23 protein-coding genes and 2 tRNA genes are annotated in these 18,854 nt (G+C 63.1%); 16 read left to right on the top strand and 9 right to left on the bottom strand.

The window, feature by feature from the left end; genetic code table 11:
* Positions 1 to 170: 170 nt before the first annotated feature.
* Together NLN62_RS40025 and NLN62_RS40030 are read right to left on the bottom strand one after the other, a co-directional pair.
* Positions 171 to 455: a ribbon-helix-helix domain-containing protein gene (locus tag NLN62_RS40025; RefSeq protein ID WP_027527734.1), complete on the bottom strand. Its 285-nt coding sequence runs from the start codon at positions 453 to 455 to the stop codon at positions 171 to 173.
* 492 nt (positions 456 to 947) lie between these two features.
* Positions 948 to 1,022 (bottom strand) — tRNA-Glu (locus NLN62_RS40030).
* A 209-nt stretch (positions 1,023 to 1,231) separates the two neighbouring features.
* Here NLN62_RS40030 and NLN62_RS40035 point away from each other — a divergent pair.
* Together NLN62_RS40035 and NLN62_RS40040 are read left to right on the top strand one after the other, a co-directional pair.
* Positions 1,232 to 1,486 carry a PilZ domain-containing protein gene (locus NLN62_RS40035; RefSeq protein WP_027527733.1) on the top strand — a complete coding sequence of 85 codons (255 nt, stop codon included), beginning with the start codon at positions 1,232 to 1,234 and terminating at the stop codon, positions 1,484 to 1,486.
* 35 nt (positions 1,487 to 1,521) lie between these two features.
* On the top strand, positions 1,522 to 1,797 hold the full coding sequence (locus NLN62_RS40040; protein WP_371933075.1) for a hypothetical protein: 276 nt from the start codon (positions 1,522 to 1,524) through the stop codon (positions 1,795 to 1,797).
* A gap of 177 nt (positions 1,798 to 1,974) precedes the next feature.
* Here NLN62_RS40040 and NLN62_RS40045 read toward each other — a convergent pair whose 3' ends face one another.
* Positions 1,975 to 2,622, bottom strand: coding sequence for a glutathione S-transferase family protein (locus NLN62_RS40045; RefSeq protein WP_254112338.1), 648 nt, complete (start codon positions 2,620 to 2,622; stop codon positions 1,975 to 1,977).
* Between the two features lie 300 nt (positions 2,623 to 2,922).
* Positions 2,923 to 3,375 (bottom strand): VOC family protein, encoded by a 453-nt coding sequence (locus NLN62_RS40050; RefSeq protein WP_027527730.1) that lies wholly within the window; start codon positions 3,373 to 3,375, stop codon positions 2,923 to 2,925.
* 173 nt (positions 3,376 to 3,548) lie between these two features.
* Here NLN62_RS40050 and NLN62_RS40055 point away from each other — a divergent pair, with 173 nt between their 5' ends.
* Together NLN62_RS40055 and NLN62_RS40060 are read left to right on the top strand one after the other, a co-directional pair.
* Positions 3,549 to 3,899: a GrlR family regulatory protein gene (locus tag NLN62_RS40055; protein WP_027527729.1), complete on the top strand. Its 351-nt coding sequence runs from the start codon at positions 3,549 to 3,551 to the stop codon at positions 3,897 to 3,899.
* Between the two features lie 164 nt (positions 3,900 to 4,063).
* Positions 4,064 to 4,264, top strand: a complete 201-nt coding sequence (locus NLN62_RS40060) for a hypothetical protein (RefSeq protein ID WP_027527728.1) — start codon at positions 4,064 to 4,066, stop codon at positions 4,262 to 4,264.
* 220 nt (positions 4,265 to 4,484) lie between these two features.
* Here NLN62_RS40060 and NLN62_RS40065 read toward each other — a convergent pair whose 3' ends face one another.
* A complete protein-coding gene (locus NLN62_RS40065) occupies positions 4,485 to 4,715 on the bottom strand; it encodes a hypothetical protein (protein WP_254112339.1) in 231 nt (76 codons plus the stop codon).
* A gap of 311 nt (positions 4,716 to 5,026) precedes the next feature.
* Here NLN62_RS40065 and NLN62_RS40070 point away from each other — a divergent pair, with 311 nt between their 5' ends.
* Positions 5,027 to 5,302 carry a hypothetical protein gene (locus NLN62_RS40070; protein WP_254112340.1) on the top strand — a complete coding sequence of 92 codons (276 nt, stop codon included), beginning with the start codon at positions 5,027 to 5,029 and terminating at the stop codon, positions 5,300 to 5,302.
* 69 nt (positions 5,303 to 5,371) lie between these two features.
* Here NLN62_RS40070 and NLN62_RS40075 read toward each other — a convergent pair whose 3' ends face one another.
* Entirely contained in the window at positions 5,372 to 5,536 is a 165-nt protein-coding gene (locus NLN62_RS40075; protein ID WP_198031950.1) for a hypothetical protein, read from the bottom strand.
* A 447-nt stretch (positions 5,537 to 5,983) separates the two neighbouring features.
* On the opposite strand from NLN62_RS40075, the gene NLN62_RS40080 reads away from it, so the two are divergent.
* The 4 genes from NLN62_RS40080 (at position 5,984) to NLN62_RS40095 (ending at position 8,368) form a co-directional block, all read left to right on the top strand.
* Positions 5,984 to 6,745, top strand: a complete 762-nt coding sequence (locus NLN62_RS40080; RefSeq protein WP_254112341.1) for a Sir2 family NAD-dependent protein deacetylase — start codon at positions 5,984 to 5,986, stop codon at positions 6,743 to 6,745.
* A gap of 199 nt (positions 6,746 to 6,944) precedes the next feature.
* Positions 6,945 to 7,607 (top strand): cold-shock protein, encoded by a 663-nt coding sequence (locus tag NLN62_RS40085; RefSeq protein WP_027527724.1) that lies wholly within the window; start codon positions 6,945 to 6,947, stop codon positions 7,605 to 7,607.
* A gap of 133 nt (positions 7,608 to 7,740) precedes the next feature.
* The gene (locus tag NLN62_RS40090; RefSeq protein WP_027527723.1) at positions 7,741 to 8,217 is read left to right on the top strand and encodes a DUF192 domain-containing protein; all 477 of its coding nucleotides are present in this window, start codon (positions 7,741 to 7,743) and stop codon (positions 8,215 to 8,217) included.
* Positions 8,218 to 8,291: 74 nt separating this feature from the next.
* Positions 8,292 to 8,368, top strand: a tRNA-Pro gene (locus NLN62_RS40095).
* A gap of 191 nt (positions 8,369 to 8,559) precedes the next feature.
* Here NLN62_RS40095 and NLN62_RS40100 read toward each other — a convergent pair.
* Positions 8,560 to 8,748, bottom strand: a complete 189-nt coding sequence (locus NLN62_RS40100; protein ID WP_254112342.1) for a hypothetical protein — start codon at positions 8,746 to 8,748, stop codon at positions 8,560 to 8,562.
* On the opposite strand from NLN62_RS40100, the gene NLN62_RS40105 reads away from it, so the two are divergent.
* A complete protein-coding gene (locus NLN62_RS40105) occupies positions 8,723 to 8,887 on the top strand; it encodes a hypothetical protein (RefSeq protein ID WP_245288295.1) in 165 nt (54 codons plus the stop codon). The genes NLN62_RS40100 and NLN62_RS40105 overlap by 26 nt on opposite strands.
* An 825-nt stretch (positions 8,888 to 9,712) precedes the next feature.
* Positions 9,713 to 9,844, top strand: a complete 132-nt coding sequence (locus tag NLN62_RS53085; RefSeq protein ID WP_256375340.1) for a hypothetical protein — start codon at positions 9,713 to 9,715, stop codon at positions 9,842 to 9,844.
* A gap of 24 nt (positions 9,845 to 9,868) precedes the next feature.
* Here NLN62_RS53085 and NLN62_RS40110 read toward each other — a convergent pair whose 3' ends face one another.
* A complete protein-coding gene (locus NLN62_RS40110) occupies positions 9,869 to 11,047 on the bottom strand; it encodes an OpgC domain-containing protein (RefSeq protein ID WP_254112343.1) in 1,179 nt (392 codons plus the stop codon).
* Between the two features lie 289 nt (positions 11,048 to 11,336).
* On the opposite strand from NLN62_RS40110, the gene NLN62_RS40115 reads away from it, so the two are divergent.
* Positions 11,337 to 11,642: an ETC complex I subunit gene (locus tag NLN62_RS40115; RefSeq protein ID WP_254112344.1), complete on the top strand. Its 306-nt coding sequence runs from the start codon at positions 11,337 to 11,339 to the stop codon at positions 11,640 to 11,642.
* Between the two features lie 103 nt (positions 11,643 to 11,745).
* The gene (locus tag NLN62_RS40120) at positions 11,746 to 12,243 is read left to right on the top strand and encodes an Lrp/AsnC family transcriptional regulator (RefSeq protein ID WP_254112345.1); all 498 of its coding nucleotides are present in this window, start codon (positions 11,746 to 11,748) and stop codon (positions 12,241 to 12,243) included.
* A 620-nt stretch (positions 12,244 to 12,863) separates the two neighbouring features.
* Here the strand turns inward: NLN62_RS40120 and NLN62_RS40125 are convergent.
* Positions 12,864 to 13,892: an AraC family transcriptional regulator gene (locus NLN62_RS40125; protein ID WP_254112346.1), complete on the bottom strand. Its 1,029-nt coding sequence runs from the start codon at positions 13,890 to 13,892 to the stop codon at positions 12,864 to 12,866.
* A gap of 103 nt (positions 13,893 to 13,995) precedes the next feature.
* Between NLN62_RS40125 and NLN62_RS40130 the strand changes: the two genes are divergently transcribed.
* From NLN62_RS40130 to NLN62_RS40140, 3 genes are all read left to right on the top strand, one after another.
* Positions 13,996 to 15,168 (top strand): isovaleryl-CoA dehydrogenase, encoded by a 1,173-nt coding sequence (locus tag NLN62_RS40130; RefSeq protein ID WP_027527716.1) that lies wholly within the window; start codon positions 13,996 to 13,998, stop codon positions 15,166 to 15,168.
* 74 nt (positions 15,169 to 15,242) lie between these two features.
* Positions 15,243 to 16,847, top strand: a complete 1,605-nt coding sequence (locus tag NLN62_RS40135; RefSeq protein WP_254112347.1) for a carboxyl transferase domain-containing protein — start codon at positions 15,243 to 15,245, stop codon at positions 16,845 to 16,847.
* A gap of 2 nt (positions 16,848 to 16,849) precedes the next feature.
* Positions 16,850 to 18,853 (top strand): acetyl/propionyl/methylcrotonyl-CoA carboxylase subunit alpha, encoded by a 2,004-nt coding sequence (locus NLN62_RS40140; RefSeq protein ID WP_254112348.1) that lies wholly within the window; start codon positions 16,850 to 16,852, stop codon positions 18,851 to 18,853.
* Position 18,854: the final 1 nt, after the last annotated feature.

Raw genomic sequence — 18,854 nt, forward strand, 5'->3', positions numbered from 1 at the left:
TATCCAGGACAGGAAATGGATCATTCGTGTTCGGTCGCGCGTCATGTTGCGCCTCCGACTATTGCCCATCTCGAAGCAGGCGCCTGACCGGGGGCAGGACATTGAGCCAGATCAAGGCTCCGCCCGGAAGCTGAATTGAGGTCGGGACAGGGCGCGGGCTTCGGTCCGCTTCAGAACTCACGCCCCACCGCGGGATGGCTGGGCGATGCCGGCACTTTCTGCTCAAGCTGGGTCGCCGCGGCGCGGTGCTTAAAGTGGTCGAGGACGAACAAGCGTAACGCGGACGACAAATTGCCGTGCAAGCGGTTGCGGTCGATCTCACCGGCCAGATCCGAGAGCGTCGTGTTGCGCAGGCTCGAAATCTCCTTCAACCCGGTCCAGAAGGCCTCTTCCAGGCTGACGCTGGTCTTGTGGCTGTCGACGACGATGGATCGTTTCATGACGGGGGATTTCATGGCTCTTCCTCGCGCTCGATGCCCTGCGCCAGCCGGGCCACTCCAATCCTGCAAAGCAGAACGGCCCCGACGCGCGAGGCTGGCCGACACGCCGGAGCCGTTCCTCCCTGCGCACCGCCGCACGCAAAATCACTCTACCGGGAAAAAGTGGCAATATGAGATGCTCTCTGGGAGTAACCCCTGAGGTATCTCCATAGCCCTTGAAGGCGGACTCCTCGTCAGAGTCTGATCCGCGCCAAGGGGCGGCATCAGCGCGTCATCAACGAGCGCGTGTGCATGCGATCGCATCCGCCGCAGTCCGGTAGTTCAGTGACATGGCGATCAGGGCATCGCGGGCGAGATCGAGTTCGCAGCCTTCGGCCCATTCCAGACACGTCCGCTCCAACGCGCAGCTCGGCTTCCCGGCTTCGATCGGCCACGCGAGTCCATGCCCGTATATTGGACCGATGTTGGACATAGCGGAGGAGGGAACTCGTAAGTCTTTGATTTTGCTGGCGCTCCCTAGCGGAATCGAACCGCTCTCTCCACCGTGAAAGGGTGGCGTCCTAACCGATAGACGAAGGGAGCAAAACTTGCGCCGTGCCGGGGCCCAACGAGTCGTGCCCGGAATGCCCTGAGGCGGGCGAACGTATAGTGGCCTTTGGCCGGTGGGGCAAGCCATTCGGGAACGTCTTTTGGGACCGGCGGAGAAACCTGCCCCCGGGAAAGTTCGGAGGCAATTTCAACGGTTTCTTAGGGTTCCCTGCGCTAGCTCTGGAAGAGGAGATTTCCAACCGATGGCCGCAACCAAGAAGCGGGCAGCACGTAAATTGCTGTCCCAACATGCCTGGATCACGCTCGACGGCGGGTTCGCGGCGCGGCATTGCCTCGTGGCTGACATCTCCACCTCGGGGGCCCGCATCACGCTTGACGAGGATGCGGCTCAACTGCCCGGCGTCATCCGGCTGGCCTTCGCGCGCGATGCCCGGACCGGGCGGAGCTGCCAGGTGGTCTGGCGGCGCGGCAAGTCCGCCGGGATCAAATTCATCTGACGCGCGGCCGCGCCGGCCCGGATGGAAACCGGACCGTGCCCGCGCTACAACGCGGCATGCGCGCTTTCTCCATCATCTCCATCATCGCCATCGGCTGCCTCGCAATCTCGTCGGCTCGTGCCGAGACGGCGCGCCTGCCCACATCGGAGCGGTCGCCTCCGACCGGCAAAGTGCTGCCGCTCAAGGGCGCGGGGAGCGCCAATGGCTGCGCCGCCTACGGTCCGGGCTTCGTCAAGGTCGAGGGTACCGGAAGCTGCGTGAAGATCGGCGGCGCGCTCGATATCGGTGTTGCCGCCTCGAGCCGGCGCTAGCGCCGCATACCGGCGAACGGGCTCTCGCTCGACATCGTCGTTCCCGTCCTGATCTATTGCGCGCTGTTCTGGTGGGTCGGCCGCGGCATGAGCTGGACTGCGCGGCTTGCGACCGCCGCCGTTACGCTGGTGCTGGTCGTCTGCGTGCTGCTGGTCGAGCGCGGCTGGCGCTAACCTTCACGACAACGGCGGTGCGACGTACCTTTCAAAGCCAGGCCGGCTCGCGAACTCTGCGAACCAGCGGTTCAGATTCGAAAGCGTCGGACGCGTGATGCCCTCGACGCCGAGCCAGCGCCGCGCATAGGCACCGAGTGCGATATCGGCAATGGTGAAGTCCTCGCCCTCGACGAAGCGGCGTGTCGCGAGTTGCTGATCGAGGATGCACCAGACCTCGGCCGCCGCGTTGGCGTCCTTCTGGACCTGCACCATGTCGCGCTCGGCCGGCGGCGTGCGCACGATGCCCCAGAACACGGGACGATCGGCCGGCTGGAGCGTCGAGAGCGTCCAGTCGAGCCAGCGGTCGACGCCGGCGCGTCGTTTCGCGGCTTGCGGATAGATCCGCGTGTCCTGACGATAGGCGAGACAGAGATAGCGCATGATGGAATTGGATTCCCACAGCACGTAGTCGCCGTCGACCAGCGTCGGGATGCGCGAATTGGGGTTCATCACGAGGTAGTCGGCCTCGCGGGTGCGGCCGAACTGCATGCCGGCATCGATGCGCTCGAAGCCAAGATCAAGTTCGGTCAGGCACCACAGCACCTTCTGCACGTTGACCGAGTTGGCGCGGCCCCACACCGTCAGTTGCGGCGGCTTTTGCTGCGGCACGTTGCTCCTCCCACGTTCATGCTTTGCTGCCGGTGATAGCGGAGTATCACGCATCGCGCGAGCCGCGTTCGCGAAGCCGTCTCATGCAAAAAGCTCCGCCGGGGGCGGAGCTTTCAGACACGTCCAACAACCGGCAAGCGTCAGTGGCCGAAAAACAGCCACAACAGAATGATCACCGGGATCGGCACGCCAAGCAACCACAGCAACAGCCCTCTCGCCATTCGCGTCCTCCTCCAGATGTCCTCGTTGAGGAGAGAACGCCGACGGGCAGGGCTCGTTCCAAGTGGAACGAGTGTGCTGTTACCAATGACCGGTGTTCGGCATCGACAGCCACGGCTCCTGCGGCGGCTTCGGATCGCCCTTCTGGAGCAACTCGATGGAGTGCAGGTCGGGCGAGCGGACGAACGCCATGTTGCCGTCGCGCGGCGGCCGGTTGATGGTGATGCCGGCCTTCATCAGCTTCTCGCAGGTCGCGTAGATATCGTCGACCTCATAGGCGAGATGGCCGAAGAAACGATCCTCGCCATACTTCTCCTCGTCCCAATTGTAGGTGAGCTCGACCAGCGGCGCGCCGCGCGTCGAGGGTTGCTTCTTCAGCGCTTCGAGATCGTCCGCCGAGCAGAGGAACACCAGCGTGAAGCGCCCCTTGTCGTTGTCGATCCGCCGCACCTCCTTCAGACCCAGCGCATCCTGATAGAATTTCAGCGCGACATCGAGATTGCGCACGCGCAGCATGGTGTGGAGGTAACGCATGGTCTTTTTCTCCCTAGGCGGTCTTTGACTGAGGCGGGCTTGGTTCGGCCGTTCCATAGCAGCAAACGCGCGACGAGGGCAGGGGAGGAGCGTGCAACCGGCTGCATGGCAGGCTCGCGCTTCACGCCGCTGCTCGACGTTATGGCCGGCAAGGGTGTATCGTCGCCGCTGCCATGAAAAACGGGCTCTACTCCATCCACATCCACATGCTCGACGGCGTGAAGGGCCGCGACAGTGGCGTGCTGGTGCTGCGCGATGGGGTGCTGGTCGGCGGCGGGCCGTACTTCTGGTCGCAAGGTTCGTACACGGTCGGCAACGGCACATGGAAGGGCGAGCTTGCCACCAACCAGCATACCCCGTTTGCCGATCCCTTCGTCCGGCCTCTGTTCGGCGGGCAGGAGGTCACCAGCGGGTTCTCCGGAACGTTCACCGACAAGGAGGCGGAGGTGTTCGGCACCGTGCTGGTCGGCGGCAACCGCAGCCTGAGCTTTCGCGCGACGTTGAAGCGGCTCGCCGACATCTGATCGCGCACCGGAAAGTGCCGCGCGGCAAAGCCTAACGAAAGCTTGCACCAGATCGGATAACCCTATTCGGTTAGGTTAAAAGCCGGATCGCGTTGCAGTTGCGGCGCATTGCGATAGGTGTCGTCTCGCAGGCAAGCCAAACGCGAGAGCCAGACACGATGGCCATGACGCCACCTTCGACGCCGTCCTTCTACCAGGCCGACCGACAGACCTTTCGTCGTGTCGCGGTCGTCGGCACGCTGTTCTGCGCGGCCTTCGTGGTGATCAGCTTTTCGCTGCGTCCGCAGGTGGAAGACGGATCGCGCGTGCTCGTGAAGGCCGACCGGCTGGTGCGGACGGCGGGGCAGCCGCCGCAGACGCACTGAGTGCGCCACCGCTCATTCGAATCCTGTCATCGTAGATTTGAGTCATCGCCGGGGCCGCGGGCCCGCGAGGCACTGTGCGCGGCGAGCGCCAGGAATCCGGCGTAGCCGACCAGGTTGAGCAGGACTTCAAGCCACGCGGGCATCGCCGCCTCTTTGCGCGAACGGGGATAGCCAACGCACTAGCGACAGTCTTGTTCCGGGACCGTGACGAGAAAATTGCTCAGGTCCCGGAGGATGGATCCAGCCGCCGCCCGAGACTCGATACCGAGGTTGCCGAAGGCGAGTCCTTCAGGAACTCGGCGATCGCACGGGCAAGCTCGCCGTCGCTCATCGGAGTCGGTGGCGCACGCAAGGCGCCGACGCCGAAGCTGCGGACGATCTCCTCATAGTGTTCATCCTGGCGTCTGGGGATGAGCCTGCGGATGCGGGCCAGCAATGCGGATATCGGCAAACGGACCTCCTCAAGTGCCCTCCCCATTGGCAAAGGGGCGCCTTTGCTGCCACCGCGCCCTGAAACTGAAAACCCCGCCAACACCACGGAGGATGCTGACGGGGTCTTCGTGCTTTCGCCTCGACCCGGATGGCGGAGGCTGCCGCACTTGGATGCTAAATGCGCCGGCGAGCGCGTTTGTTCCATATTGGCTCGATTTTTTTTTGGCTCGATTTTTTTCGAACGGGGCCGGGTTTCGCTGGCGTCGATGGCCCCGCAACCATCGGACGGTGCAGGCGTTGGTCCTCCAGGAATGATGGAGGAGAAAGCGCATGAGAAAGACTTTGGCAGTTCTAGCCGCCGTTGCGACCGTCGGCGCGACCGCGATTGCGGGACCGGCAGAGGCGCGCGGGCGTGGCATTGGACCGGGTCTCGCGTTCGGTCTCGCAGCCGGCGCGCTCACGGCGGGCGCGATCGCCGCGTCCCATCCATATTATTATGGCCCGGGCTACTATGACTATGGTCCGAGCTATTATTACGGAGCGGGTCCCTACGCCTACTACGGCGGACCGGTCTACTACCGGCACCATCACTGGCGTCACTGGTAAAACCAAACGCCAAAACGAAAAGCCCGGAGCGGCGCTCCGGGCTTTTTGCTTGTCCAATTCACAACGGCCTTACGGCCAAAGCGACGGCCGCTCGACCTTGCGGGCGTTCTCCAGCGTCGAGACAAAATATTCTTCTCGCTCGCGTTTGAATTTTTCCTGAGTCGCGCGAAAAGCGGCGACGCGTGCGGCGATCTCTTCACGCTCCCTTGCTTTTCGCTGTTCTTCTTCCGTCATGTCCATCCCTTCTTACCAACTAAACCCAAGCGCTGCCGCCGCATCGCGTTGAGTCGGATTCGAACGGATGCATTGATCGACCTCGAATGGGGCGTCAATGGGGACGAGACATTGCCGGATTGTGATAGGCGATGCGGCGGAGAAACTTGCCGACCTCGTCGCGTTTCATGGTGGATAACAGTGTCAACAACCTTGTCGCTTGCGCGCTCTATCGCTAGCCCAAATGAGCAAATCAGTAGGCTGAGCTAGCGAAGATCGATCTGGAGTCTCCGAGCATCGAAGAGTTCGCGCAATTTTGCGAGCGTGCGAACGCGAAGCTCCTGGAGAAGATCGCCGCTCGCTAGCGCCAGATCCGCAGACGGCGGGGGGCGTCATTGCGATGAGAGAGATCATCGCGACCGGGCGGACGTGCTATAGGAGGCATGTTCGCGAACGGGATGGCTGCCTATGATTGCATCAGATCTTCGCAGCGGCGTCGACAGGCTCGGCGACATGATCGCTGCGGCACGCACCATCGTGCCGTTCACCGGTGCAGGCATCTCGACCGAATGCGGCATCCCCGATTTCCGCTCGCCGGGCGGATTGTGGACGCGTAACCGTCCGATTCCATTCGACCAATTCGTCGCGAGCCAGGAGGCGCGGGACGAATCCTGGCGCCGCCGCTTCGCGATGGAGCCGACCTTCGCTGCGGCCGAGCCCGGACGCGGCCATCGCGCGCTGGCCTCACTTTATCGTGCCGGCAAGGCTCCCGCCGTCATTACCCAGAACATCGACAATCTGCACCAGGCGTCAGGGTTCGCCCCCGACCACGTGATTGAACTCCACGGCAACACCACTTACGCGCGCTGTATCGGCTGCGGCGAGACCTATCAACTCGACTGGGTGAAGCGGCGGTTCGACGCCGACGGTGCCGCGCCCGATTGCACCGTGTGTGCCGAACCGGTGAAGACGGCGACGATCTCGTTCGGGCAGGCGATGCCGGAAGATGCGATGCAGCGCGCGACAGAGCTTGTGCAGCAGTGCGATCTCTTCATCGCGATCGGTTCCTCGCTCGTGGTGTGGCCGGCGGCGGGCTTTCCGATGATGGCGAAGAATTGCGGTGCGCGTCTCGCGATCATCAACCGGGAGCCGACCGAGCAGGACGACATCGCCGACCTCGTGATCCACCACGACATCGGCGAGACCCTGGGGCCGTTCGTCGGCAACTGACGTCGAATCTGATTCGTGGCTGTGCAAGGCTGTTCATAGGTTCCGGCGAATCTCTTTTTTGTCTATGCGTCGCAACCGGGAGTGTTATCTTTTGATTCGAGAGATTCGTGTGGCGTCATGGTGAGAAGTTCTCGTCCTGACGCGTGATTCGGCACCGTCGCTGAGGGCGGTTTGCCTTTGATGTGTGAGGTCCGGGGTTATGGGGTCGTCGGACGGATTCGAGTCCAAGAAGGTCGGGGTTCCGGCGCCGGGGGCGGCGTCTGGGCGGCTGGCGCCAGGCGAGATCGCAGGTGTCGGTCGCGATCCAGCGCTCAATCCCTTCACCGGGCTCGGTGAAGCAAGCGCCAATCTTGTCGAAGTTACGGGCGTCATCAAATGGTTCGACGCTTCGAAGGGCTACGGCTTCATCGTTCCCGACAATGGCTGGCCCGACGTGCTCCTGCACGTGACCGTGCTCAGGCGCGACGGTTTCCAGACTGCCTATGAGGGTGCCCGCGTCGTCGTCGAGTGCATCCAGCGCGCCAAGGGCTATCAGGCGTTCCGCGTCGTCTCGATGGACGAGTCGACCGCGATCCACCCCGCCCAGATGCTGCCGCCGCGCACCCATGTTACGGTGACGCCGACGAGCGGGCTTGAGCGGGCGCAGGTCAAGTGGTTCAACCGCCTCCGCGGCTTCGGCTTCCTGACCTGCGGCGAGGGTACGCCTGACATTTTCGTACACATGGAGACACTGCGCCGCTTCGGCATGACCGAGTTGCGGCCGGGCCAGTATGTGCTGGTCCGCTTTGGGCCGGGCTCCAAGGGCATGATGGCCGCCGAGATCCATCCCGAGACCGGATCGCCCGGGCTGCAGTCCCACTAACTACCAGTTCTTCCAGCCAGGCTGTTCCCGGATTCGTGAGCAGCCCGGGGGCGGGTGGGGCCGTCTGGCATTGCCATGATCGCCGGGTTAGGATGCGCATCCCATCCCACGCCGCTGGCATGAGTGCCGTTCCATGAATTTTGATCGTAAGGCAGCCTGGTCCCTAATCCGGGGCTTGTTGGCCGTAGTCCTCGTTTTTGCCGCTTGCGCCAGCCCCATACGGGCCGCGAGTTTCCAGCCGCTCGAGATCGCGACCAAAAACGGCGTTCAGGTGTTCTCCGTCGAGATGGCCACGACCGAGGAGGAGAAGACGACCGGCCTGATGTACCGGAAGGAGCTCGCGGACGGGAAGGGCATGCTGTTCGACTTCTCGCCCGAGCAGGAAGTGACGATGTGGATGAAGAACACCTACATCTCGCTCGACATGATTTTCATCAGTGCGGATGGTCGCATCCTGCGGATCGCGGAGAATACCGAGCCGCTGTCGACCAAGATCATCCCCTCGCGCGGCCTCGCCAGGGCGGTCCTGGAGGTGCCCGCCGGCACGGCACAGAAATACGGCATCCGCCCCGGCGACCGCGTCGCGCACCCGCTGTTCGGGGCCAAATAGAGCCAAAATCGGCGGCGCACAGCCGCCTTGCTGGCGGCCCTTGAAGCGTGTATCGACGGGGCCTGCTGGACATTCGGGGTATAGCGCAGCCTGGTAGCGCGGCAGTTTTGGGTACTGCAGGTCGTTGGTTCGAATCCAGCTGCCCCGACCAGCCCCGCCTCGGCCCTTGAGGCCGTGGTGTTGACCTTTCCAGGCGATCCTGACGCCTGCTTTGGGCGGGAGGCGCGTTGAAGGAAAGGGCGGGGTCGTGCATCCCGCGTTGCGCCCTGCAAGATCTCCTTAAGGCGAGGCTCCCATGTCGATCACGGCGATCGGTTCGACCTCCAGCGCAGCGGCAACGTCTCAGTCCGCGGCAAGCTCCTCTTCCTCGGCGACATCATCCACATCGGCGACGACCTCGTCTTCAGCGACGGCATCATCGTCCCAGTCGGCCGGCGGAAGTGGCGGAGCCGGCGGCGGTAGCGGCAGTTCGGCCAAAACCATCGTCAGCGAGGTTTCCACGACCGTGAACGGGATCACCACCACGGTCATCACCTATTCCGACGGCACGACCGAAGTCGAAACCTCCGTGAGCGCGCAAGGCGGCCAGAGCCAGGGCGATCAGACCAGCCAGGCTGGTCAGACCTACACGGCTCAAGGCACCCTCGGCACGACCGCCGGGAGCACGTGAGGCACAGGGGCGGGACCGGGAGCCGCGGTCGATCGCCGCGCGCTGGCGTCTTGCACAAGCGCCGGTTCAAACCTTGGGTCCCTGTTCGCAGCGCGTCGCGACTTCTGCGCGATTTTTCAGGCAGTTGGCGTGCGAAATTACACGGCTTGATCGAACCTTTGGTGCCCACGATAGACATACGGGTATTGGGGATTTGAGCGCCCAATACCTAAACGGACGCCGCCAAGCGACGATATTCCGCTTGTGCGGCGTCGCGCTTTTCAGAGCCGACAAATTAACCGTGCGCCTCAGCTCGACGCGCACCAGCCCACCGGGAACGGCACGAGCGGCCAGACCGCCTCGTTGTCGTTCGCGGCATCGGGGAGCTTTTCGGCGGCTTGTCCGACGGTCGACACTGCTGGCGGAGATGCGCTCGTTAGGTGCAAACGAGCACATTGCAGACTCATGTTGAGCAAATTCATGCTGAGCAAAGTCATGTCGATCGTGTCTCAAAAATCCAAATTCGGTTCGAAATCGTCACGCGCCTCAAAACAGCGCGGTCATCTCAAAATCTCGCTCGCATTCTAGAAAAGACCGGGCACTGTTTCAACTGCACATCGCCGGCAATTAAGGTTGACCGGTTAGGTTAAGCGCGCGCTCGTGTTGCGGCCATTCTGTTGACTGTTATCAAATCGGTCCCGGCTCGCCGCCGTGCCTACGAAAATAGCTCACACACCATCACAGACATCGCGGCGCTTTCTTTTTCTTGCGAGTTTTTTCGTCATGGTTTTCGATCGCAGCTCCCGAATACCCGATTTACGATCCGGTTGGACCGAGATCTGGCACTTGTGGACTATCATCGTGCCGAGGCGCTCGATCAACGGGCAGTTGGTCTACGGCAAGGTCTGGCGCCGCCACGACGGCCGTCAGTGGATCTACAAGAAGTTCACCGAGTATGGCGAGGACGAAGCGGCCTGAAGTGGCCGCTTCGCGTTTGCTCGCTCAGCCCGCCTTCGCAGTGGTGGCCGCTGGCTTCGCCGTGGCGGGCGGCTTCAGCGGCTTGTCCTGCCGCTTCGACCAGGAGATGTAGTAGGCGACCGTTGTCATGATCGCGATTCCGGCGATGCTGACGAACAGCTGCGCGAACAGCGAACCCGAGCTCATCGACAATTCGAAATGGCCGACGAAGGACAGGAACACGCCGACGCAGAACACGGCGAGCGACTGCTGACCGCAGACGATCACGGGGTCGAAAATCTTCCACTCCAGGCCCGGCCAGTCCTTCGGCACGAAGCGGATCACGAGGATCACGATCACGACGAAATGGATGAAGCGATAGGGCGCAAGGTTGGTCTTGTCGTTCGGGTTGAAGGCCGAGAACAGCCACTCTGGAAGCATCGCGCCGAAGTTCGGGAAGCGACCCGCCATGGTCATGATCAGCGCGAACAGGAGATAGGCAAGGCACAGATAGAGCGTGATCGACGAGTTGATCAGCGTCATCGAGCGCCGCGCGCCGCCCATCGCGCACCAGGCCCCGAACACGAACAGCACCTGCCAGCAATACGGATTGAAGTACCAGGTGCCGGCCGGGTAGGCGGTGAGATTCCAGCCGAAATGCCGCGCCGCCAGCCAGAGGATGATGGAGAGCCCCATCGTGAGATCCGGTTTGCGCAGCATGAACCACAGGACCGGCGGAAATAATCCCATCAGCACGATGTAGAGCGGCAACACGTCGAGATTGAGTGGCTTGAAGCGCAGGAACAAGCCCTGCCGCAGCGTCTCGGTGGCGTTGTCGACGAGGCCGGCGACATTGAACTCGTCGATCATGTCGGAATCGCCGAAGCGCAGCGCCAGATAGCTGATCGCGGCGATGTAGATCACGAACAGGATGATGTGGGCGACGTAGAGCTGCCAGACGCGCTTGGTCAGCCGGGTGGCGCCGACGATAAAGCCGCGCTCCAGCATCATCCGCGCATAGACGAAGGAGGCGGTATAGCCGGAGATGAAGACGAAGAGGTCGGCGGCGTCGCTGAAACCGTAGTTCCGCGTCGTGATCCAGTTCACGACGTTGTCGGGGATGTGATCGAGGAAGATCGCCCAGTTCGCGACCCCGCGAAACAGGTCCAGCCGGAGATCACGGCCTTTTTCGGGAAGCGTTGCGTTGATGTTCAGGAAGGCCATTCGAAGTGGACTTTCGAGGAGGAAACACAGAACACGAGGGGCGCGCGGTGAGCGCCAGCAGATCAGCCGTGCTGCGGGGCCAGGCCCCCGGGCCGAGGTGCGCGGGGGGCGAGATTGTCACGGCGCAGCATAATGACTATACCCGTTGGCAACGCTACCTCCAGGATTGTGGAATCACCGTTCAAATTCCCGATACGGTGTTCTCTATACTATCCCGGTGGTTTCCACCAATAGCTTCGGTGACGCATAGAGTTAGACCGAATAGACGTAAAAGGGGTCCGGCCGTCCAATGACCGCACGCATTTTCAAGCCCGCCAAGAACGCGATGCAATCGGGCAAGGGGAAGACCCGGGAATGGCAGCTCGACTATGAGCCGGAGCAGCCGCGCGCGGTCGAGCCGCTGATGGGCTGGACCTCGTCGGCGGACATGAAGCAGCAGATCACGCTGCGCTTCGAGACCAAGGAGGAGGCGATCGCCTATTGCGAGCGCAAAGGCATCGCCTACCAGATGATCGAGCCCAAGGAGTCGATCCGCCGCCCGGTTGCGTATGCCGACAATTTCTCCTTCCGCCGCGGCGAGCCTTGGACGCATTGATTCCGGCGCACTGAGCGCTGGCCGCATTCCCCTGGAGCCCTTGGCAGGGATTTTCTCGCATGCTTCGCTGGGCGAAGCGTGATGGGATCATGACGAGGTGGGTATGGCCGGGCGTTACCAGCTCGACGGCGTCGATCTGAGGATATTGTCGGAACTCCAGGAAGACGGCCGCGTCCGCAACAATGAGCTGGCCCATCGTGTCGGCGTCTCCGCGCCGAACTGCCTGCGGCGGCTCAAATCCCTCGTCAGCCGCGGCGTAATCAAGGCAGTCCGCGCCATTCTGGACGAGCGGCTCCTGGGCTACGAGGTGATCTCGTTCGTCGCTATCCAGCTCGGCAGCCAGGCCCAACCGGTTCTGGAGGCCTTCGAGATCTCCATTGCCGCCATTCCGCGTATCCAACAGTGCTGGCGGATCTCCGGCGATACCGACTATCTCCTGAAATGCGTGGCCCCGAGCGTCGAAAGCATGCGGCAACAGCTCCTGCATTTCGCCGCCATGCCGAACGTCAAGAACGTCCGCAGCTTTCCCGTGCTGGGCGTTGCCAAGGACGTGCCGCTTCCGGTGCAGAATATTGCCGCTGCGACCGCGCCGGTTGGTTAGAAAGCCGCAATCGGAAGCCGACGCCGCTGCGCCTCAATTCATCAAACGTGGACACCGAGGCTGGTTTTGCAGAGCTCTCGTGGCGGATTCAAGCAAGGTCTTTTCGAGTGTTCCCCGTAATGACTCGGACCAGATTTGAGAGGTGCGATCTCCAAAATCCAGAAGCCCAAATATGAACCGTCGATTTCGCAAGAGGCTCGTTAGCGCATCGGTAGACAGGAAAGGGCTCGAAAGGTCTCCTTGCCAGTCTTCAGGAGCAACATCTTTGTAATAGTCGCTCGCTCGTACCCTCACGTTAACATGAAGTATGCTGCCGCTCTGAAAGCCCGACGTCTCTTCGGGTGAGAATTCGGAGGGCCTCGCCGCAATAACTCGGTCGAGCTTGACTGTTAGCGACCATCTAAAAAAGCAGAAGGAGCGATGACTTTCCTTGCAGTGCTCTGGAATGCTGACCGATGGAGAGTCTTGCGTAACAGTAGCGACAACAAAGACCGCTGGAATACAGGCCATCTGTTGTGGAGTGGCCGGTTTCATAGCGTTCACGGTGCTTGAACTAAGATAAGCCAATAATACGAAAACGCATGCTTTAGTCGTGCGCACTCCTGCCTCCAATTCCTACGCTAACGATACTTGGTGCGAAACTCGCGCGGCGAAGCGCCGGTCCAGTTGCGGAAGGCGCGCGAAAAACTCTTCTCGTTACGAAAACCGGCGATCTCGGCGATCCGCTTGATCGGTGTGCGGCCGCGCATCAAGGCGTCCCTGGCGAGTTCGAGCTTTGCCTCTTCCTTCAACGCGCGCAGCGAAGTCGCCTCGTCGTGCAGGCGACGATGCATGGTGCGGCTCGACAGCGCAAGCTCGCTTGCCACGTCATCGGCGGTCAGGATCCGACCGCGTGCACTGCGCAGCACGCGCCTGATCCGCTCCACCATCAGGCGGTCGCGCCGGTAGGGCAGCACGGTCAGGCGCAGCGCCCCCTTCAGCATGTTGTCGAGATCGGACGGGCTGCGCTTCAGCGGCAGCGCCAGATAGTGCTTGTCGAAGGTGATGCCGGCGCGCTCGGCATCGAAGCGAACATTCTTGCAGAAGATTGTCGGATAGACCGAGACGTGGCGCGGCTCACCATGGGGAAATTCCGCCGCGCGAAGCGCGATCGCGGAATCCACGGCCCAGCAGGAAAAGCCGAGCACGTAGCGCAGCAGCGTCACCAGGCAGAACTCGCGCAACGGCCCGAGGTCGCGCTGCTCGCGAAGACGGATCACGGCCGTATCGCGGTCGACGCTAAGCTCGAACAGCACCTCCTCGGTGAGGATGCGGTGATGCCGGCACCAGCGCTTCAGCGCCACCTCGAGATTGGGAGCGGTGATCGAGGCCCGGCACAGCATGCCATAGGTGCCCCAGGGCAACCGGCGCGAGAACCAGCCGAGCGCCTCGTCGTCGAGTTCGCGCATGGCATGGCCCGCCAGGGCCTCGAACTGGGCCGCCGTGACCCGCCCATCCGCCGATCTGAGCAGGTCCGCCGGCACCTGGCTCCTGGCTAGCGCCTCGGCCGCGTCGCGGCCATATCTGGCGTAGGCGGCAACCACCCCGCGCACGAAGGCGGCCGGTGTCACGGCGCGGCGAGGAACTGCTGCGGTGGCTTGAAAAGGCATGTCGAATCCTCGCCAACTATGGCGGAAAATGCAACCTTTTCGACGGCCCGAATGCCCGATCGGGGTTAGGTTTGAGGGCAAGACAAGACTGGAGGAGCAGCCCATGAACATCCCGAGCATCGATTTCGACCTGGGCGAAGACATCACCATGCTGCGCGATACGGTGCGCGCCTTCGTGGAGGCCGAGGTCGCGCCGCGTGCCGCCGAGGTCGAGAAGGCGAACCTGTTTCCCGCCGACCTCTGGAAGCGTTTCGGAGATCTCGGCCTGCTCGGGATGACCGCGCCTGAGGAATACGGCGGCTCCAACATGGGTTATGTCGCCCACATCGTCGCCATGGAGGAGATCTCGCGCGGCTCGGCCGCCGTGGGCCTGTCCTACGGCGCGCATTCCAATCTCTGCGTCAACCAGATCCGCCGCAACGGCAATGACGCGCAGCGCCGGCGCTATCTGCCAAAGCTGATTTCCGGCGACTATGTCGGCGCGCTCGCGATGTCCGAGCCGGGCGCCGGCTCCGACGTCGTTTCGATGAAGCTGCGTGCCGACAAGCGCGGCGACCGTTACGTACTCAACGGCTCGAAAATGTGGATCACCAATGGCGGCGACGCCGACGTGCTGGTGGTCTATGCCAAGACGGATCCGGAAGCAGGCCCGCGCGGCATCACCGCCTTCCTCATCGAGAAGGGCTTCAAGGGCTTCACCCACGGCCAGCATCTCGACAAGCTCGGCATGCGGGGGTCCAACACCTATCCCTTGTTCTTCGACGAATGCGAGGTGCCGGAAGAGAACGTGCTCGGTGGCGTGGGCGAGGGCGTCAAGGTGCTGATGTCCGGCCTCGACTATGAGCGCGCGGTGCTGTCCGGCGGTCCGCTCGGGATCATGGCGGCCTGCATGGATGCTGTCGTGCCCTACATGCACGAGCGAAAGCAATTCGGTCAACCGATCGGCGACTTCCAGCTCATGCAGGGCAAGCTTGCCGATATGTATTCGACCTGGCAGGCCACGCGCGCCTATGTCTATGCGGTGGGGCGCGCCTGTGACCGCGGCGGTCACGCGCGCTCGCTGCGCAAGGACGCTGCCGCTGCGATCCTCTACTCCGCCGAGAAGGCGACGTGGATGGCGGGTGAGGCGATCCAGGCGCTCGGCGGCGTCGGCTACACCAGCGAATTTCCGACCGGGCGTCTTTGGCGCGATGCGAAGCTCTACGAGATCGGCGCCGGCACCTCGGAAGTGCGCCGCATGCTGATCGGCCGCGAGCTGATGGCCGAGACGGCCTGAACGCATTTGGAATCGCCGCGAAAATGGTCCAACCTGTTGCGGCATCTCACCACGTCAATAGAAGCGCTGGACACATGCTGCTCCATTCCACCATCGATCCTTCATCATTGGATTTCGCAGGCAATGCCGAGGCGATGCGCGCGCTCGTCGCTGACCTGCGGGAAAAGCTCGCCCAGGTCGCCGGCGGCGGCGGCGAAGCCTCGCGCAAGCGGCACACCGCGCGCGGCAAGATGCTGGCGCGCGAGCGCGTCGATCTCCTGGTCGATCCCGGCACTGCGTTTCTGGAGTTGTCGCCGCTTGCTGCCTATGGCCTGTACGGCGGCGACGTGCATTCAGCCAGCGTCGTCACGGGAGTCGGGCGGATCTCGGGACGCGAGTGCGTCATCGTCGCCAATGATGCCACCATCAAGGGCGGCACCTACTACCCGATGACGGTGAAGAAGCACCTGCGCGCGCAGGACATCGCGCGGCAGAACAATCTTCCTTGCGTTTACATGGTCGATTCAGGCGGCGCCTTCCTGCCGATGCAGGACGACATCTTTCCGGACGAACGGCACTTTGGCCGCATCTTCTATAATCAGGCGCAGATGTCCGCAGCCAGCATCCCCCAGATCGCCATCGTGATGGGATCCTGCACGGCCGGAGGCGCCTATGTGCCGGCGATGTCGGACGAGAGCATCATCGTGCGTAACCAGGGCACCATCTTCCTCGGCGGCCCGCCGCTGGTGAAGGCCGCAACGGGCGAGGTCGTGAGCGCCGAGGAGCTCGGCGGCGCCGACGTGCATTCGCGGCAGTCCGGCGTCACCGATCACTACGCTCAGAACGATGCCCATGCGATCGGGATTGCCCGGCGGATCGTGGGTACGCTGAAGCCGGCGACGCGGCCGAACCTCAACATGCAGCCGCCGCGCGATCCGCTGTTTGCGGCGGAAGAGATTTACGGCGTCGTGCCGGTCGACGGCCGCAAGCCGTTTGACGTCCGCGATATCATCGCGCGCATCGTCGACGGCTCGGAATTCGATGAGTTCAAGAAGCTCTACGGCACGACGCTGGTGTGCGGTTTCGCCCACATTTGGGGCTATCCGGTCGGCATCATCGCCAACAACGGCATCCTGTTCAGCGAGAGCTCGCTCAAGGGCGCGCATTTCATCGAGCTGTGCTGCCAGCGCGGCATTCCGCTGGTGTTCTTGCAGAACATCACCGGCTTCATGGTCGGCAAGAAATATGAGGCGGGCGGCATCGCCCGCGACGGCGCGAAGCTCGTCACCGCGGTGGCGACCGCCTCGGTGCCGAAGTTCACCGTGGTGATCGGCGGCTCCTACGGCGCCGGCAATTACGGCATGTGCGGGCGCGCCTACAGCCCGCGCTTCCTCTGGATGTGGCCGAACGCGCGCATCTCCGTGATGGGCGGCGAGCAGGCCTCGATGGTGCTGAGCCAGGTCAGGCGCGACAACATCGAGGCCAGGGGCGAGAGCTGGTCCAAGGAAGAGGAAGAGAAGTTCCGCAGCCCCATTCGTGCGCAATATGAGAGCCAGGGGCATCCCTACTATGCGACGGCGCGGCTGTGGGACGACGGCGTGATCGATCCGGCCGATACGCGGCTCGTGATCGGGCTTGGGCTGTCAGCGGCGTCGAACGCGCCGATCGAACCCACGAAATTCGGCCTGTTCAGGATGTGACGATGGACCGCTCAAACCTCTACCGGCGCTTTCGCACGCTCCTGATCGCCAACCGCGGCGAGATCGCCTGCCGCGTCATCCGAACCGCGCGCGCCATGGGCCTGCGCACAGTCGCCGTCTATTCCGAGGCCGACCGCGATGCGATGCATGTCGCTCTGGCTGACGAGGCCGTTCTGCTTGGACCTGCGCGAGCGCGCGACAGCTATCTCAACGTCGAGCGATTGATCGAAGCCGCGCGGAAGACCGGCGCCGAGGCCGTGCATCCCGGCTATGGCTTCCTGTCGGAGAATGCCGAGTTCGCGCGGGCCTGCCTGGACGCCGGATTGGTCTTTGTCGGCCCGACCGCCGGGATGATGACGGCGATGGGCTCGAAGTCGGGCTCAAAGGCGCTGATGGAGAAGGCTGGCGTGCCGCTGGTGCCCGGCTATCACGGCGAGGCCCAGGACGAGGCGACGCTCGCAAAGGCCGCCGACAAGATCGGCTTTCCCGTGCTGGTGAAGGCTTCCGCCGGCGGCGGTGGCCGCGGCATGCGCATCGTGCGCTCGGCTGCCGAACTCGGGCCTGCGATCGTCAGCGCCAAGCGGGAAGCGAAAGCCGCGTTCGGCGACGACACCATGCTGATCGAGAAATATGTCGACAATCCCCGCCATATCGAGGTGCAGGTGATCGGCGACAGCCACGGCAATCTGTTGTCGCTGTTCGAGCGCGAATGCACTCTCCAGCGGCGGCACCAGAAGGTGATAGAGGAAGCGCCGTCGCCGACGCTCAATGCCGCGCAACGCGAGACCGTCTGCGCCGCGGCGCGCAAGGCGGCTGGCGCGGTGAGCTATGTCGGCGCCGGTACCATCGAGTTCGTCTCCGACGGCAAGGACGTGTTCTTCATCGAGATGAACACGCGCCTCCAGGTCGAGCACCCCGTGACCGAGCTGATCACCGGGATCGATCTCGTCGAGTGGCAATTGCGCGTCGCCTTCGGAGAGGCGCTGCCGCTGAAGCAGAATGAGATCCGCCTCAACGGGCACGCCATCGAGGCGCGCGTCTACGCGGAGAATCCGACGAAGAACTTCATGCCCTCGGTCGGCCGGATCTCGACCTGGCGTTTACCTGAGGATGCCGGCGGCCTGCGCATCGACGCCGGCTATCGTGAAGGAGATGTCGTCTCGCCTTATTATGATGCGATGCTTGCCAAGATGATCGCTTGGGCGCCGACGCGGGATGCGGCGATTGAGCGGTTGAACCGCGGGCTCGAGAATTCCGACGTCCGTGGCATCGTCACCAATATTCCGTTCCTCTCGGCGCTGATGACGCATCCCAAGGTGCGATCGAACGCGATCGACACCGGCTTCATCGAGCGGGAGCTGGCTGGGCTGACGGCGGCAGGCGCTGCGCCCGGCGAGTTCGAGCTGTGTGCGGCCGTCGCGGCGATCGTCAATGAGGAGCGTGCGGCGGTGCAGGCCGAGGCGAATTCGCCCTGGCGGGCCTTTGGCTGGCAGCCGGTCGGACGGCGCCAGCGCAGCTTCGCCTTCCGCGTCGGCCATGGATCGGAGCTGAAGATTTCGCTGAATTACGGCAGCGGCCCGTCGACACTCGTCATCGGTGAGCGGGAGCTGGCTTTCGCGATGGCGCCGAAGGAGGGCGGATTCGATTTGACGCTCGACGGCGTCAAGACAGCGGTTGCCGCGGTTATTGACGGTCATGAGCTCTATCTGCGCACGCGCAATGGCCGGTTCGATCTGCACTGGGTGGATCCGTTCGGGGGCGAGAGCGAGGAGCATGTCGGCGAGGACAAGATTGCAGCGCCGTTGCCGGGCATGGTCGTGGCGGTGCTCGCGGAGGAGGGGGCCAAGCTAGAGAAGGGCGCACCGATCCTGACGCTGGAAGTGATGAAGATGGAGCAGACGTTGCGCGCGCCGTTTGCTGGCGTTCTGAAAGCAATCAAGTGCAAGGTCGGCGACATCGTGCAGGAAGGCGTCGAGCTTGCAGAGGTCGAGCCTATCGGCGAGTAAG

The organism is Bradyrhizobium sp. CCGUVB23, from assembly GCF_024199885.1.
In the GTDB taxonomy this organism is placed as follows: Bacteria; Pseudomonadota; Alphaproteobacteria; order Rhizobiales; family Xanthobacteraceae; genus Bradyrhizobium.